This is a genomic window from Pelobacter seleniigenes DSM 18267, from assembly GCF_000711225.1.
Taxonomy (GTDB): Bacteria; Desulfobacterota; Desulfuromonadia; order Desulfuromonadales; family Geopsychrobacteraceae; genus Seleniibacterium; species Seleniibacterium seleniigenes.
The window spans coordinates 1430954-1446356 of the sequence record NZ_JOMG01000002.1 but is presented as its reverse complement, the minus strand read 5'-3'; the positions used below and the strand labels follow the sequence as shown (position 1 = coordinate 1446356).

Annotated in this window: 10 protein-coding genes; 6 read left to right on the top strand and 4 right to left on the bottom strand. The window is 55.5% G+C overall.

What is annotated here, in order from left to right; all coding sequences use genetic code 11:
* Positions 1 to 42: 42 nt before the first annotated feature.
* Positions 43 to 411: a hypothetical protein gene (locus N909_RS0109315; protein WP_029914344.1), complete on the bottom strand. Its 369-nt coding sequence runs from the start codon at positions 409 to 411 to the stop codon at positions 43 to 45.
* Positions 412 to 830: 419 nt separating this feature from the next.
* Here N909_RS0109315 and N909_RS0109310 point away from each other — a divergent pair, with 419 nt between their 5' ends.
* The 6 genes from N909_RS0109310 to N909_RS24570 all read left to right on the top strand — a co-directional run bounded on the left by N909_RS0109310 (position 831) and on the right by N909_RS24570 (position 9792).
* Positions 831 to 1820 (top strand): PstS family phosphate ABC transporter substrate-binding protein, encoded by a 990-nt coding sequence (locus tag N909_RS0109310; protein ID WP_029914343.1) that lies wholly within the window; start codon positions 831 to 833, stop codon positions 1818 to 1820.
* A 97-nt stretch (positions 1821 to 1917) separates the two neighbouring features.
* Positions 1918 to 4143, top strand: coding sequence for an ABC transporter permease subunit (locus N909_RS0109305; protein WP_029914341.1), 2226 nt, complete (start codon positions 1918 to 1920; stop codon positions 4141 to 4143).
* A gap of 8 nt (positions 4144 to 4151) precedes the next feature.
* A complete protein-coding gene (gene pstA / locus N909_RS26180) occupies positions 4152 to 5762 on the top strand; it encodes a phosphate ABC transporter permease PstA (protein WP_245613589.1) in 1611 nt (536 codons plus the stop codon).
* Between the two features lie 15 nt (positions 5763 to 5777).
* The gene (pstB, locus tag N909_RS26175) at positions 5778 to 6554 is read left to right on the top strand and encodes a phosphate ABC transporter ATP-binding protein PstB (RefSeq protein ID WP_029914337.1); all 777 of its coding nucleotides are present in this window, start codon (positions 5778 to 5780) and stop codon (positions 6552 to 6554) included.
* Positions 6555 to 6580: 26 nt separating this feature from the next.
* Complete coding sequence (gene phoU, locus N909_RS0109290) at positions 6581 to 7240, top strand: phosphate signaling complex protein PhoU (RefSeq protein WP_029914336.1); 660 nt, start codon at positions 6581 to 6583, stop codon at positions 7238 to 7240.
* Between the two features lie 377 nt (positions 7241 to 7617).
* Complete coding sequence (locus tag N909_RS24570) at positions 7618 to 9792, top strand: methyl-accepting chemotaxis protein (RefSeq protein ID WP_051689644.1); 2175 nt, start codon at positions 7618 to 7620, stop codon at positions 9790 to 9792.
* On the opposite strand, the gene N909_RS0109280 is transcribed toward N909_RS24570, so the two are convergent.
* Genes N909_RS0109280 through N909_RS24565 form a run of 3 tightly spaced genes read right to left on the bottom strand, consistent with a single transcriptional unit; the run spans position 9704 to position 15371 of the window.
* Complete coding sequence (locus N909_RS0109280; protein WP_051689643.1) at positions 9704 to 10822, bottom strand: GGDEF domain-containing protein; 1119 nt, start codon at positions 10820 to 10822, stop codon at positions 9704 to 9706. The genes N909_RS24570 and N909_RS0109280 overlap by 89 nt on opposite strands.
* 29 nt (positions 10823 to 10851) lie before the next feature.
* On the bottom strand, positions 10852 to 11850 hold the full coding sequence (locus tag N909_RS0109275; RefSeq protein WP_211253939.1) for an HD domain-containing phosphohydrolase: 999 nt from the start codon (positions 11848 to 11850) through the stop codon (positions 10852 to 10854).
* A complete protein-coding gene (locus N909_RS24565) occupies positions 11847 to 15371 on the bottom strand; it encodes a hybrid sensor histidine kinase/response regulator (RefSeq protein WP_051689642.1) in 3525 nt (1174 codons plus the stop codon). The genes N909_RS0109275 and N909_RS24565 overlap by 4 nt, the downstream gene beginning before the upstream one ends.
* Positions 15372 to 15403 lie beyond the last annotated feature (32 nt).

Here is a 15403-nt window from a genome sequence, read left to right as displayed (position 1 = left end):
AGCTGTCTGGTCCCGCCTGCCGTGACCGGGTACATGGATCGTTCAGGCGACCCGGGCCTGCTGGCACTGCTCACGGGCCAGCAGGTTGATAATTTTCAGTTTGATGAAACAGTCCTCCGCCTGCAGAAAGATTTTTGCGCAGGCCCAGGCCAGGGAGCGCTCCGGTTCGTCCCCGGTCATCCTGGCGAAGGCGCGTTTGCCGTTAAGGGCGACTTCGGCCTGCGGGTCGAGGATCTGCCCGAGCAGGAATTCGTTGTCAAAAGCATCGAGAACCTGATGCAGGGTCAGGCCCGGCCGGCTGCTGCTGGCGATTTCAATGGGCGCACGTTCCACCAGTTCGAGCAATTCGCGAATCGCCTCCCGCGGCATTTCGTTGATAATGTCCGTATCCAGATGTTCAATTTCCTTCATAAATAAAATTCCTGTCTTTGGCTGTAGAGCTGTTCTTGGTCAAATCAATTAAGTCATTTTCCCGGGGGACTGTTCAATCCCGATAAGCAAAGGGTTAGGAACCGATAAGTTCTGCCTGGAGCAGCGATCCTGTTCGCCGCCTTTGCTGGGGTTGCCAAGGGGCGGATCCTGAACTGAACTCTAATCCAACCCTGATAATCGCCTAACAGTTTGTTGAGACAAGAGGGCCTTCTGAACAGGGAAGTACAAGAGGGGCAGTCCGGATTCTGGGAGGTGAAAAAGAAAAACGAAAAATTGACCGGGTTAGTAGAGTTCTCACACGTTGCTAACATAAACCTAACAAAGGGAGTGCATTTTTGCCCGCAATTGTTAGCAACGAAGATTATTTTCATGTCGATATTAAAAGGAGATCAATCATTATGAACAAGCGTCTGAGCATTTTTTCCAAGGGCCTGGCCCTGACACTGGTCCTGCTGACCACTTCGGCAGGGGCTCTGTTTGCCGCCCCCATCAAGGTTGATGTCAACCTGTCCGATTACGTCAAGGTTGAAGGGGTTGCCGGTAACCTGAGCAGCGTCGGTTCCGATACCCTGAACAACATGATGACGTTCTGGGCGGAAGGATTCCGTAAAAAGTATCCCAACGTCAATATCCAGATCGAAGGCAAAGGCTCCAGTACCGCTCCGCCGGCGCTGATCGAAGGCACCAGCCAGCTCGGTCCCATGTCCCGGAAAATGAAGAATAAAGAAATCCAGGCTTTTGAATCCAAATACGGCTTCAAACCCACCACCATCGGCGTCGCTCTGGATGCCCTGGCCGTGTTCGTCAACAAGGACAATACCCTGAAACAATTGTCGATGACTCAGGTTGATGCAATCTTCTCCAAAACCCGCAAGCGTGGCGCCGCTGAAGACATCACCACCTGGGGTCAGCTCGGCCTGGGCGGCGACTGGGCCAATATGCCGATCAGCCTCTACGGTCGTAACTCAGCTTCCGGCACGTACGGTTTCTTCAAAGAGCACACTCTGGAAAAAGGCGACTACAAGGACACCGTCAAAGAGCAACCGGGTAACGCCTCGGTGGTTCTGGGTGTCACCGAAGATAAAGGCGGCATCGGCTACTCCGGTATGGGTTATGTCACTTCCGGTGTCCATGCCCTGCCCATTTCGGACAAAGACGGTGAAACCGCTTACCAACCGAACTACGACAATGTGCTGAGCGGCAAGTACCCCCTCGGGCGGATGCTTTACATCAACGTCGTCAAAGAGCCGAACAAGCCCCTGCCGACTCTGGTTAAAGAATTCATCACGTATGTCCTGTCCAAAGAAGGTCAAGAAGTTGTGGTCAAGGACGGCTTCCTGCCATTGCCCGCAGCTGTTGCCAAAAAACAGCTGGCTCTGATTGACTGAGCGGCCGGGAAAGGTTATTTGATAACCTGTTCAACCGACAAGCCCTGTCCCTGTTTTGGGGCAGGGCTTGTTGTTGCGTCAAGGTGATGTGAGAGATATGAATCCAGCCTTTCTTAAAAAAATCAAGCGGAATGACCGGATCGCCAAGTGGGTTATTACCGTCGGTGGGATGGCGATCATTTTCAGCGTCATTTTCATTCTGATTCTGATCGCCAAAGTTGCCCTGCCGCTGTTCGGCTCGTCTGAAATCCGCCTGGTTGCGGATTTTCAAGTCTCTGGAGACACCGATCCCGCCAAGGTGATGGCGGTCGGCATCGATGAATACCGGGAAACCGGCTACGCCATCGACAAAACCGGAACGGCCCGCTTTTTTAATCTCAAGAACGGTGCCACGCTGGACAGTTTTCAGCTGAACCGGGATTCCGCCGCAACCCAACCGGTCGCGGTGGACACTTATGGGCGCCTCAATCATGTTCTGCTCTGGAATGACGGCAGTCTGACCGTGGAAGAGGTCAAGTTCTTCCCGTTTTTTGATGAACAGAACGGCAATAAGCGCAGCATTCACCACAAAATTGTCCATCTTGCCGACTTTCCGGCGCCGGCCGACGGTCTGCCGCAGACATCGCTGGCGCGGGTGAATGAAGATGGTCGCCGGGTGCGGGTTGACCTGCGGAGGGACGGCACCCTGCAGTTGGTGATGGTTGAAGAGCAGGAATCCTTGTTGGGGGCGACCGAGGAGGTCGAGAAAACCTACCAGCTCGACAACGATGCGGCCGGCAAGATCACCGCACTGACCATGAACACGGCCGGCACCAAGCTGTTTGCCGGAACCGACCAGGGTGAAATTTTGCGCTGGAATCTGGAAGACATCGATGAGCCGGTTCTGGAGGAAACCACCCGGGCCTTTGCGGATAACCGGAAAATTACCGCCCTGGCCATGGTCTACGGTGGGGTTTCCCTGGCCGTGGGTGACAGCGCAGGACATTTGACCACCTGGTTTACCGTGCGCGACCCGGACAACGGATGGAAGCTGACCAGAATCCATAATCTTAAAGGGCATAGCGGACCGATCCGCAGGATCATTCCGACCCTCCATGACAAGTCGGTGATCAGCTATGCCGATGACGGTATCCAGATCAGTCACATGACCAGTGAACGCTTTCTGGGGGCGATCAAGCATCCCCAGACTATCAGCGATTTTGCTTTAAGTGTCCGTGGCGATGGTCTGATCGGCCTGACCCGGCAGGGACATATGGCGGTCTGGTCGCTGCATATCCCGCATCCCGAAATCAGTCTCAAGACCTTGTTCGGCAAAGTCTGGTACGAAGGCTATCCGGCGCCGGATTATGTCTGGCAGTCCTCTTCCGGAACCGATGATTACGAGGCCAAACTGAGCCTGACCCCGCTGATTTTCGGCACCCTCAAGGGGACCTTTTACGCCATGCTTTTCGCGTTGCCGCTGGCGATCTTCGGAGCCATTTACACCAGTCAGTTCGCACGCCCTAAATTCAAGGGGATTATCAAGCCGGCAGTGGAGGTGATGGCCGCGGTGCCGACGGTTATCATCGGTTTCCTGGCCGCCCTGTGGCTGGCGCCGCTCATCGAGCGCTCCCTGGGCTCCATGTTCCTGAGCCTGATTCTGATCCCTGCGGCGCTCATGGTCAGCATTGCCATTTGGCAGGCGGCCCGTAAAATCGAGCCGCTGAAACGGGTCGAGCGCGGTTATGAATTCCTGGCTGTAGCGCCGGTGCTGATTATGACCGTGGCCTTTGCCGCGGTGCTGGGTTCGGGTCTTGAACACTGGCTGTTTAACGGCAACCTCAAGCAGTGGCTGTTCAGCGAAGCCGGAATCCGCTACGACCCGCGTAACTGTATCATTATCGCCTTTGCCATGGGCTTTGCGGTGATTCCGATTATTTTCACCATTGCCGAAGATTCCCTCTCCAATGTTCCGCCGAGTCTCAAGGCGGCCTCTCTGGCCCTCGGCGCCAGCCGTTGGCAAACGGTTTGGCGGGTGATTCTACCCTCGGCCAGCCCGGGTATTTTTGCCGGCACCATGATCGGCTTCGGCCGGGCGGTCGGGGAGACCATGATCGTGTTGATGGCCACCGGCAACACCGCTATCATGGACTGGAGTATTTTTAACGGGATGCGGCCGCTGTCGGCGAATATCGCAGTGGAAATACCGGAAGCGCCGGTGGACGGCTCCCTGTACCGGACCCTGTTTCTTTCGGCCGTGATTCTGTTTTTGATGACCTTTGTGGTCAATACCGTTGCCGAGATTGTCCGCCAACGTCTGCGGGCCAAGTACGGTCGTTTTTAGAGGATATTATGGGCAAAACCAAGGAAATGAACAAATACTGGCGGGTCGGCGAGCCGATGGTCTGGCTTTCGGCAGCCGCTTTATCCGTGACTCTGCTCAGCGCCATCGTGCTATTGATCGTGATTATGGTCAACGGACTGGGAGTCTTCTGGCCCTCCGATCTGCAGGAACTGCAGCTTAAAAACGGCAGCCGCCTGGTTGGTCAGCTGATCCAGACCATCCCGACCGCGGATGAGAGCGGACTGCGCCGCCAGTACAAGATCGCCAACCGGGATCTCTACGGCCTTGATTTTCGCTGGATTGATGAGGCGCAGATCGTCAGCGAGGATACCCCGGCCAATGTCCTTGCCCTGGAGCGGGTCGAACATGGCGATTTTTACGGGTTTCTGAAATCACTCCAGCCCCCTGCCGGTCATCCGGCGTCTGCCACCCTGGCCGGTCTGCAACAGTCCCTGGAGACGGTGGCCAAGGAAAAAGGAGATCTGTCCGAGCTGGATGGCAAGCTCAAAGATATCAGCTACCGGATGGAGCAAATACGCCTTGAACTGCTCAAGTACGATTACAACAAAGTCCCCGAGAATGATCCTGACCGCATCGAGGCCATTCAGGAACAGCAGGGCCTGAAAAGCGAATTCTCCAACCTGATCGAGGTGCAGACCAGCAGAACCGCCAAAATCCGCCAGGCCAAGGCCCTGTTTGTCGATGCCAACGGCCAGGAAAAAGAAGTGGTCCTGGCCGATATCGTCCAGGCCTATGCGCCCAACCAGATGAGTAAACTCGATAAATCTTTGTTTTATCTCAAGAAACTGGTGGAACTGTTTGTCGGACAACCCCGCGAATCGAACACCGAGGGTGGCCTGTTTCCGGCCATCTTCGGCACGATCATGCTGATTTTTGTCATGAGCCTGTTCAGTTTTCCCCTTGGGGTTATCGCCGCCATCTACCTGCGCGAATACGCCAAGGAAGGTCTCCTGGTGCGCATTGTCCGCATCGCGGTTAACAACCTGGCCGGTATTCCGTCCATCGTCTACGGAATCTTCGGACTCGGCTTTTTCATCTACGGCATCGGTCACACCATAGACACCCTGTTTTTTCCGGAACGGCTGCCGACCCCAACCTTCGGCACCGGCGGACTGCTCTGGGCCAGTCTGACCCTGGCCCTGTTGACCGTGCCGGTGGTGATCGTCTCCACCGAAGAGGCCCTTGGCGCGATCCCTCGGGAAATGCGTGAGGGCTCTTATGCCCTGGGAGCGACCAAATTCCAGACCCTGGTGCGGATCCTGCTGCCCATGGCCTCACCGGGGATCATGACCGGGCTGATCCTGGCCATGGCCCGGGCGGCCGGCGAGGTGGCGCCGTTAATGATCACCGGGGTGGTCAAACTGGCCCCGGCGCTGCCCATCGACGGGCACTTCCCCTTCCTGCACCTGGAGCGCAAGTTCATGCACCTCGGCTTTCATATTTACGACATCGGTTTTCAATCGCCCAATGTCGAGGCAGCCAAGCCGATGGTTTTTGTCACCACCTTACTGTTGGTGATGATCGTGCTGCTGATGAGCAGTGTCGCTATCCGCCTGCGCAATAAGATGAAAAAGCGTTATACTTTTGGAACTTTCTAGGAGAGCCATAGAACCATGAAAGAAGTGAAGATAGAAAACCCCATTGTCCAGGTCAATAACCTGCGCTTTTTCTACCCCGGAAACGCGCGGGCACTGCATGGCATTGATCTCAGCTTTCCGGAAAAGCAGGTGACTGCCCTGATCGGGCCGTCCGGCTGCGGAAAGAGTACCTTGCTGCGCTGCTTCAATCGTATGAACGATCTCATCGACGGCTGCCGGGTCGAAGGCGAGGTTCTGCTGGACGGGGAAAATATTTATGACCGCAGTACCGATATCATCGAACTGCGCCGTCGGGTGGGGATGGTTTTTCAGAAGTCGAACCCTTTCCCCAAATCGATTTACGAAAATGTCATCTACGGCTTGCGGATCGCCGGGGAATCGGACAAGACCCTGCTTGACGAGCGGGTCGAGACGTCCCTGAAAGGGGCCGCGCTTTGGGATGAAGTCAAGGACCGCCTGAATGAGAGTGCCCTCGGCCTGTCCGGCGGCCAGATGCAGCGCCTCTGTATAGCCCGGGCGATTGCCGTCAACCCGCGGGTTATTCTCATGGATGAACCCTGTAGTGCTCTTGACCCCAAATCGACCGCCCGAGTCGAAGAACTGATCGGCGAACTGCGCGAGGACTTCACCATCATCATCGTTACCCACAACATGCAGCAGGCCGCCCGGGTTTCCGATTACACCGCCTTCCTCTTTGAAGGCAATCTCATCGAATTCGGTTTGACCGATCAACTGTTCGTCAAACCACGCAGTAAGCAGACAGAGGATTACATTACCGGACGTTTCGGTTAAGCGAACCATTTGAAAGGACAAAGACAATGGCTGTATTGATTCAGTCGGATCTGGAAAATTTAAAACGGCGGTTATTGATTCTCAGCGCTGAAGTTGAAGAACGGGTTCAGCAGGCCGTTATGGCGTTACTCAACGGCGACGCTGAGCTCGCGGACAAGGTCAAAAGCGGCGATGGCAAGATTGACAATCTGGAAATCGAACTGGAGGAAGAGTGCTTGAAAGTGCTCGCCCTGCATCAACCGGTTGCCAACGATCTGCGCTTTATCGTTTCGGTGCTCAAGATCAATAACGATCTGGAGCGGGTGGCTGACTTCGCTGTCAATGTGGCAGAGCGGGCCAAGGACTTAAGCGGAGCCAACCGCATCGAGAGTCCCTATGAGGTCAAGAAAATGGCCGATATGGTCAAGGATATGATTCGCTCATCCCTTGACTCCCTGATGAGCCAGGATGCCGAGCTGGCCAGGAAGACCATCATGATGGATGATGAGGTCGATACCCTGCACCGGGACAACTTTGCCCGGGTCAAGCAGGCGATCCTCAAGGATACCACGCATCTGAATGCGCTGGTCTACTACCTGTCGATTTCCCGTTATCTGGAACGGATGGCGGATTTGGCAACCAATATTGCCGAGGATGTCGTCTACCAGATCGAAGGCGAGATCATCCGTCACGGCGGCCTTCAGTAGGTTCTCGCAGCAACCTGATTGGCTCAAGATCCTTGTGAACAGACCAGGGGTTTTTTAAAGCCACCCGACGGGGTGGCTTGTCGATTCCCGGCAAAGTCCGTTAAGGGCTTTGCCGGTTTCCTTTCCAAGCTGTCGAGTTTGTCTCTCACCCTAAGCCCATTTGCCGCAGGCTTGCGCGCAGTTCCCGGGGCGGCACTCGCTGCCGTCTTGTTTCCTTTCGCGGTACTGTACTTTATCGTTTTGCACGGAGGTGGATTCTTGAGAAAAAGACAAATATTTAATAGTTCTAACATTCTCCAAACATATCTTGTCTATGAATAGCGAAAGGTTTTGCGAACGACTTTTCCTATTAAAAATTTTGTTTTGGAGTTCCTGCGATGAGAATTGCCACCCGGCTGGCCCTTGGTTTTGCTGTTGTTATCCTGTTGTCCCTGATGCTCTATGCGGTCTTCAGTTGGGGGACGAATGATATTCGGACGGCTCACCGGCAAACCGAAGCGGCCCTGACCGCGGCCCGGGCCGCGGCCAAGCGCTCAGCCCTGGTCGACAGCCAGCTTAAACGGATTGAAAGCCTGCGCACCGCGTTGAAACTGTCCTCGGTGCAGGTGCAGGGGGAGATGCTGATGAATGCCGCGGCCCTCGACCTCGGTATCCTCGGCAAAAGCAGCCGAACCTTGGCGGAATTTATCAGCGGTGAAACCGGAGCCGAAATTACCCAGTTGCTGGGTCAAAGCAACGGCTGGCTGCAGCGGGTTGACCAGGATTACCAACACCTGCAAACTCTGGGAGAGGAGTTGGAAAACTCCTGGCGGCCGCGCCATGAAGGGCTTGCCGAAGCCTTGGGTGATTTGAAAAAGACCCTGCTCAACTGGAACCTGCAGGTGACCAATATGCTTTTTGTGCAGAGTTCCCTGGGCGAGCTGATCTATGAAGATGAGGCGGATACCCCGGTCGCCGAATTCATGGCTGGTCCGATCTACCAAAAGTTTGCCGACCAGGTTCCGGAGCTGAAAGCGGCCTTTGCAAACACCCAAAAACCCAATCAGGCCCTGTTCGCAGGAGTTGATCAGCTAGACACCCTGGCCATGATGGGACAGTGGGAAAAAGCTCGCTTGCTGTATCGGGATATTTTCCCGGTGAATATCAAATCCATGGTCGTTGAGCTGGACAAGGTGATGACCCTGGAAAATTCCATCATGCATCAGCAATCAAAAGCCGGCGCCCTGCTCAATAACGATCTGCAGCCGTTGGTGACGGATATGGATTCCGTGCTGCGTGGTGTTGCCGAGCAGTTACAGCAATTACAGGATGATGCCGGGATCGCGGTGACCAAAACCGCGGAGGAGGTCCTGGCCGGCAGCGAGCAGATCAAAGTACGCCTGGCCAGCATCGACCTGACCGGCAAGGTTTTGCTGACGCTGCTTATTGCGGTCGGTCTGCTCAGCCTGATTCTGACCACGCGCTCGGTGGTCCGGCCGATCTCGGCCATTGTCGCCATGCTCGACGGGATGAGCCAAGGGCAACTCGACCGGCGCTTGAAGTTACGCCGGAAGGATGAATTGGGGCGGATGGGTGCGGTGCTTGACCAGTTTGCCGATCACCTGGAACATGAAATCCTCTCCGCCTTCGATCATCTGGGGCAGGGGGATTTTACCTTCAAAGCGACAGGTTTGATCCGCGAGCCTCTGGAGGTGGTGAATGACTCCCTCAACGACTTCATGGGCCAGATCAGGGAAGCCGGGGCGGAGGTGTTGGATGGGGCGGAAAAGATCTCCGCATCGAGCCGCACCCTGTCGGCCGGCACCGGTCGCCAGTCGCAAGCTCTTGACCAATTGGCCGGAGCGATTGCCAATATCACCAGTCAGTCGGAAGAGAACAGCCGTAGCGCGGCAACCGCGGATCAATTGCTGAGCGAATTACAGCTGGCGGCCCGGAGCAGCCGGGCAGAGATGCAGAACGTGGTCGATTCCATGCAGAATATCAACGCGGTCAGTCTCGATATCGGCAAAATCATGAAAGTGATCGATGAAATCGCTTTTCAGACCAACCTGTTGGCCTTGAATGCAGCGGTCGAAGCGGCCCGGGCCGGTCAGCACGGCAAAGGGTTTGCCGTGGTCGCCGAAGAGGTCCGCGGGCTGGCCAACCGGAGCAGCAAGGCTGCCGGGGAGATTGCCGAATTGATCGGCGGGTCTCAGGATAAGATCAGCTCCGGGGTGGTGCTGGCCAAGGATACGGCACTTTCTTTGGAACAGATGACTGAAAAGGTCGGCAAGATATCCGTCCTGGCAGCGGAGATTGCGGAGGCATCCCAACACCAGGTGGAAGAGATCAGCGCGGTTAATACCGCCTTGGAGCAGATTGACCGGGTCACGGAAATGAATGAAATCTCAGCCACCGAAAGTTCTATCGCAGCCGATAACCTGAATCAGCAGGCCGGCCAGTTACAGCTGATGCTGGAACGGTTCAAACTGTCTGCCCGGTGCGGCCGGATTGATGATCAGGCCGGTGTACAGCAACCGGAGCCGCAGCTGCTGCTGAGCCGGGTGGCGTGATATAAACCCGGTTGCGCCCCCCCTGCTTGGCTTCATAAAGAGCCTGGTCCGCCGATTGGATGAGGCGGTCGAGAATATTGTCCCCGCTTGAATCGATACAGGACAGGCCGCAGCTGATGCTGAGGAAGCCGGCGGTGGCCGCACCGCGGTTTTCGATGTGGAGATCGGCCACGGCCCGGCGCATTTTCTCCGCCAGGGAATAGGCGCCATCCAGGGGCGTATCCGGCAGGACGATCAGGAATTCCTCCCCACCGTAGCGGGCGACCATGTCCGCGGGGCGGTGAATCTGCTCCTTGAGACAGCCGGCAACCCTGATCAGGGCCTCATCGCCGGCCTGGTGTCCATAAGTATCGTTGAAGTTTTTGAAGTGGTCGATATCGATCAGAATGATGGACAAGACGGTTTTATCACGCACCGCCCGCTGCCACTCGCTGGCCAGGTACTCATCCATCCGCCGACGATTGGGAATGCCGGTCAGCCCGTCCCGCCGCGCCAACTCTTCCGCTGCCTTGTTGGCAACCTCCAGCTGTTCCCGCAACAGGTTCGAATGGCTGATCTCCTCGCGCAGTTTTTTGACCGTGGCAGAAAAAATCTGCGCATGGGCAATCAGCAATTGGTGGACGTCCAAAACGTAGTAGATTTCGTCTTTGATAACCACCAGCGGCTCAGCAAGCTGCTCTACGGATCGGTTCAGACAGATTTCAACAGCTTTCCCGATGTAGGTGTCGGCACTGAAAACCAACGTAGCAGCCGAGAATTGCCGGGCCAGCTTCTTGATTTTTCGATGGCTGAACAGCTCTTTGCTGTAGGGCTGGTTCATGGTTTCAATAAAGCGTTGTCTGGAAATCATGGAATGAAACCGGCTTTGCTCGAAAAGGAGAACGCCGGGGACCTCAGGGTAGCGGTTGAGGGTTGCGGAGATCTCAATGCATTGCTGTTCCAGTTGAAAGCTAAAACTTTGCATGGGCAGGCAAGAGAGCCGGCTGTCATGAACCAGTTGGTCACATTCAGGATGATAGATTGTTTGCATGATGGACTCCCGAAATATCTTTGTCCTGTTCAAGCGAACATGCTCTTAACCAGGGCGAATTGGTCGGCGCAGCTGACAAAGGCGCGGACAATCAATGGATCAAAATGTTTTCCGGATTCGGCAACAATGGCCTCAACCGCCTGATCATGGGGCCAGGCGGCCTTGTAGGCGCGTTGACTGGTCAGGGCATCATAGACATCGGCCAACGCCACGATCCTGGCGGCCAGGGGAATCTCCGCACCGGCCAAGCGCTCCGGATAACCCGTGCCGTCGTATTTTTCGTGATGATAAAGGGCGATTTCCGCTCCCATCTGCAGGTAATCGGTCTGCGGGTACTTGATCAGCGCTTCCCGCAGGGTTGAATAGCCGATCCGCGCGTGTTTTTTCATCTCTTCCCGTTCCTGTTCCGTTAACCGGCCCGGCTTCAGCAGTACGGCATCGGGAATGCCGACTTTGCCGATATCATGCAGCGGACTGGTCAGGAAAATGTTCTCCACGAAAAATTTGCTGATGCCAAGATCTGCGGTCGGGTCCGCTGCCAGTTGCCTGGCGAGCAGCTGCGAATAGTGGCGAATCCGCTCCAGGTGGTTGCCGGTCTCGGCGTCGCGGGATTCGGCCAGTTTGGCCAGGGAAAAAATGACAATGTCTTTGGTATGAAAGCTGCGAATCCGTTGGCCGGCCCTGACGCGCACGGCCAACTCTTCGACAATGAACGGTTTGGTCAGAAAATCATCGGCCCCGGCGTCCATGGCTTCGACAATGTCGGCAGTCTGCTGTTTGGCGGTCACCATGATGAAATAGGTGTAATGGCTGCCTTCGGCAGCGCGAATCCGGCGACAGAGTTCGACACCGCTTAAACCAGGCATGAGCCAGTCTGAGATCACCAGGTCGGGGCGTTCGTTTTCCCACAGCTGCATAGCTTCCAGGCCGTCGGTGGCAATAAGCAGTTCATAGCCGAAGGAAGAAATGATTTTCTCCAGTTTTCTCCGGCTGACGAATTCATCTTCACAGATCAGTATTTTCATCATGGCAATGCGCAATCAATCTCGATAAACAGTTCAGAATATTTTAGAAATTGGCGAAATTGTGCGGTCAGTTCGGCCTGGGTCGAGCGGCACTCGGCGGCATTGTTTTCCCGCGCCGCTTGTTCCAGCATGGCCGCGGCCTGCGCAAGGCGGGTGGCGTTCAGGTTGTAAGCGCCCCCTTTAATGGTATGGGCCTCGCTGGCGATGGCGGCAAAGTTCTGCTCCTGCAGCAGTCGTTCGAGCTTGCGGAGTTGGCCGCTCAGCTGATCCTGAAAACCGGCAATAACTTCGGCCAGAAAAGCGCGATCCCCCAGAAAGGCCTGCAGGGCTGCCTGGTAATCGAACTGGGCAAGATCCCCCTCGGCGGAGGATAGGGCGGTGCCAAGCTGTCCGGAGCCGCCATGTTCACAGCCCAGGGCCCAGAAATCGACCTGTTGTAAAAAGCTCTCTTTACGGATTGGCTTGGAAATATAATCGTTCATGTCCGCAGCCAGGCATTTTTCCTTATAGCCGGTGGTGGCATGGGCGGTCATGGCCACAATCGGTAATCGGTCTGTGCCGCCGTGACTCAGCCGGCGAATTTCCCGGGTCGCCGTATAACCGTCCATCTCCGGCATTTGAATATCCATCAGCACCAGGTCATATATCTTATTGGCACAGGCCTGGACCGCTTCCAGACCGTTCTCCGCAATGTCCACCTGATAACCGGCCCTGGCCAGAAAACGTAAGGCGATCTGCTGATTGGTCGGATAATCTTCCGCCAGCAGGATCTGTTTCTGCCGGCGCAGCTCAATGGCTGGCGGGGGTGGCAGCGCAGGCAATGGGGGCTGCGTGGCTGAGTCTGCCGGTGCGGAGGTCCCCAAGGCAATACGCAGAACTTCAGCGAGGTCTGCCTTTTTAACCGGTTTGCGTAACAGTGCCTGAATCTCTAATCCCTGTGCTTGGAGCAGGCCGTTCAGAGAGTGATAGGAGGACAGAATGACCAGTGGCAGGTCACGGATTTCGGCAATCGCTGAATTTCTTAGCCGCTGCCCGAGTTCGAGCCCATTCATAGAGGGCATGTTGAAGTCGGTGAGCACCAGATCGAAAGGTTCTTCAGCGACCCTGAGCAGCGCGTTGGCGCCGTTTGACGCCAAGCTGACACAACAACCCAGGGAGGAAAGGTAGCGCTCCAGAACGATCCGCCCGGTGGGGTTGTCATCCACCACTAAGACCCTGGTCCCGGTAAAATCGCTGGCGGCAGCGCTGGCGGAAAGGCCCTTTTCGACCCTGGCAAAAGGAAGGCTGAACCAGAAGGTGGTCCCTTCATGCTCCTGGCTGTGTACGCCGATTTCCCCGCCCATCAGTTCAACCAGCTGTTTGGCGATGGTCGTCCCCAGTCCGGTCCCGCCATATTTCCTGGTGGTGGAACCGTCGGCCTGGGTAAAACTGTCAAAAATGCTCTCCAGTTTGTCCGTAGCGATGCCGATTCCGGTATCCTCGACTTCGAACCTGATCAGCAGGTGCTGTTCAGAATCGTTTTCGAGCCTTACCGAAACGATGATGTGCCCTTCTCTGGTGAACTTGAAGGCATTGTTCACCAGGTTGGTCAGAACCTGTTGCAAGCGGCCGGGATCACCGACGACCCAGGTCGGGACCTCGGCCGGAATGAAAGAGAAGGCCTCCAGGCATTTTTGCGGAATCCGCATGGCCAGGTTTTCCGTGACCTGTTCGACCAGCGCATGCAGGTTGAAAGGGATTCGTTCCAGGTCCATTTTTCCCGCCTCGATTTTTGAAAAATCGAGAATTTCATTGATGATTCGTAACAGGGAATCGGCTTCGGCCTGGATGGTCTGAGAGATTCTCTGCTGGTCTTCGTTGAGACGGGTTTCGCTGAACAGTTGAGTCATGCCGAGGACCCCGTTCAGCGGGGTTCTGATTTCATGACTCATGTTGGCAAGAAAGTCGCTCTTGATCCGGTTGGCCTGTTCTGCTGCCTGTTTGGCCTGTTCCAACTGCTGTTTCGATTTTTTAATGTCCTCGATACTGATGAAATTGCTGATTAGAATGTCCCGCCCGTCAAGGAGGATTTTACAGTCGGTTTTCAGAACGCTGAAGGGTTCCCCATGCAGCGGCTGTAATTGGAACTGGTTCCGGTTTGCTTCCCCGATACGACTGGTCGAGGTCTTAGGGAGGCTGGCCTCGGGAAGAAAAAATTGCTTATGTTGCTGATGAACAATCTCTTCCTTGCGGGCTTGCAGCATGGCCAGCGCAGCCGGGTTAAGGTCAACAATTTTATCGCTGGCATAATCGATGATCAGCACCCCTGACTGCACGGAGTTAAAGATAATATTCAGGCGCTGCTGACTTTCCCGTAATACCGCAGCCATCTTTTTGCGCTCTTCGATCTCTTTGCTGAGCAGGTTTTTGGACACCGTAGTTTCTTCAAGGGTGGCAAGCAGATAGTTGATATTCCTGGAGAGCTCCCCCAGCTCATTGCGGGAAAAATCCTTGCACGGGTTTTTGAGCGCCGTTGTGAATAGATGCCCGGAAGACAGCTCGGCGGAGTCAGCGGCTGTTTCCTTATAGCGGTGTATCGCTTGGCTGGTTTCCTTCAACCAGAGATTGAGAGCGCCGACTTTGCGGGTGCCGAGAACCCAGAACAGCAAAACCGCGGTCAGGATCAGCGCGACCAGATTGAGGGCGGTCAGCAGCAACAGTTTGGTCTGGGTCGCAGAGAGCACCTGGTGGCGCTGTTTGAGCTTTTCCTGGATCAGCATCCCCTGTAATTGGCGTTGGTTCTGAAACTGCTGCTGCTGAATCCTGTTGTCGACAAACTGTTTTTCCTGTTGCTTGGCGGCAGTGATGCTGAGCCCGCTACGCTGAGCCCGATCAAAAAAGCTGTAAGCCGCCGAGACATCGAACAGAAAGATATAGACCCCCGCAGAGGCGGGAACCAGGCCGACGATGACATCCTTGCCGGCCAGCTCATCTTCGAACCAATCCGCTGCTCTGTCTTTAAGTGCCTGTTCGACAAAGGACTGGAATGCGGCCGGTGGCTGATGGTCGCCAAGCAGCTCGCTCAGGCGGCTTTGCCCGTCCCAGAAATAAGCGCCGAGGGTATCCACTCCGAACAGGTGTTTGCTCGCAGCCAGAATCCGGGCCGGGCTTTCCCCGGCGGCGGAGAAGGTTGCCACGGCTGCCGGGGCGAGCGTCGCGGCCTGATAGACCGCTGCCCCGCGCAGCTCCGCGCCTTGCCGAATGAATTCTTCCCGGGCTGAGACAGCTTCCTTATCACTCTCGAAGGCAATGATCTGGGCAGTCAGGCGATGGTTCAGATCGCTCAACGTGAGCAGCTTCTGTTCAAGCTGCCTGGTATCGTTTTGAAAAAGCTCCCTGACTTCAGCACCGAGGTGATCAATGAGCGTGAAATTACTGCTGAAGGTATGCACGGTCAGCCCCAGACCGGCGACCAAAAATGGGATGGTGGCCAGGAAGACCTGGAGGATGATATGTTTTTGAAATGTTCGGTACAGCCGCTTCATGGTTTTTGGACACTGTCTATCCCCTCACAGTT

What these genes read in the sequence shown, in the direction of transcription:
- N909_RS0109315 (WP_029914344.1), bottom strand. Translation starts at nt 411, where the DNA reads ATGAAGGAAATTGAACATCTGGATACGGACATTATCAACGAAATGCCG.
- N909_RS0109310 (WP_029914343.1), top strand. Translation starts at nt 831, where the DNA reads ATGAACAAGCGTCTGAGCATTTTTTCCAAGGGCCTGGCCCTGACACTG.
- N909_RS0109305 (WP_029914341.1), top strand. Translation starts at nt 1,918, where the DNA reads ATGAATCCAGCCTTTCTTAAAAAAATCAAGCGGAATGACCGGATCGCC.
- pstA (WP_245613589.1), top strand. Translation starts at nt 4,152, where the DNA reads ATGGGCAAAACCAAGGAAATGAACAAATACTGGCGGGTCGGCGAGCCG.
- pstB (WP_029914337.1), top strand. Translation starts at nt 5,778, where the DNA reads ATGAAAGAAGTGAAGATAGAAAACCCCATTGTCCAGGTCAATAACCTG.
- phoU (WP_029914336.1), top strand. Translation starts at nt 6,581, where the DNA reads ATGGCTGTATTGATTCAGTCGGATCTGGAAAATTTAAAACGGCGGTTA.
- N909_RS24570 (WP_051689644.1), top strand. Translation starts at nt 7,618, where the DNA reads ATGAGAATTGCCACCCGGCTGGCCCTTGGTTTTGCTGTTGTTATCCTG.
- N909_RS0109280 (WP_051689643.1), bottom strand. Translation starts at nt 10,822, where the DNA reads ATGCAAACAATCTATCATCCTGAATGTGACCAACTGGTTCATGACAGC.
- N909_RS0109275 (WP_211253939.1), bottom strand. Translation starts at nt 11,850, where the DNA reads ATGATGAAAATACTGATCTGTGAAGATGAATTCGTCAGCCGGAGAAAA.
- N909_RS24565 (WP_051689642.1), bottom strand. Translation starts at nt 15,371, where the DNA reads ATGAAGCGGCTGTACCGAACATTTCAAAAACATATCATCCTCCAGGTC.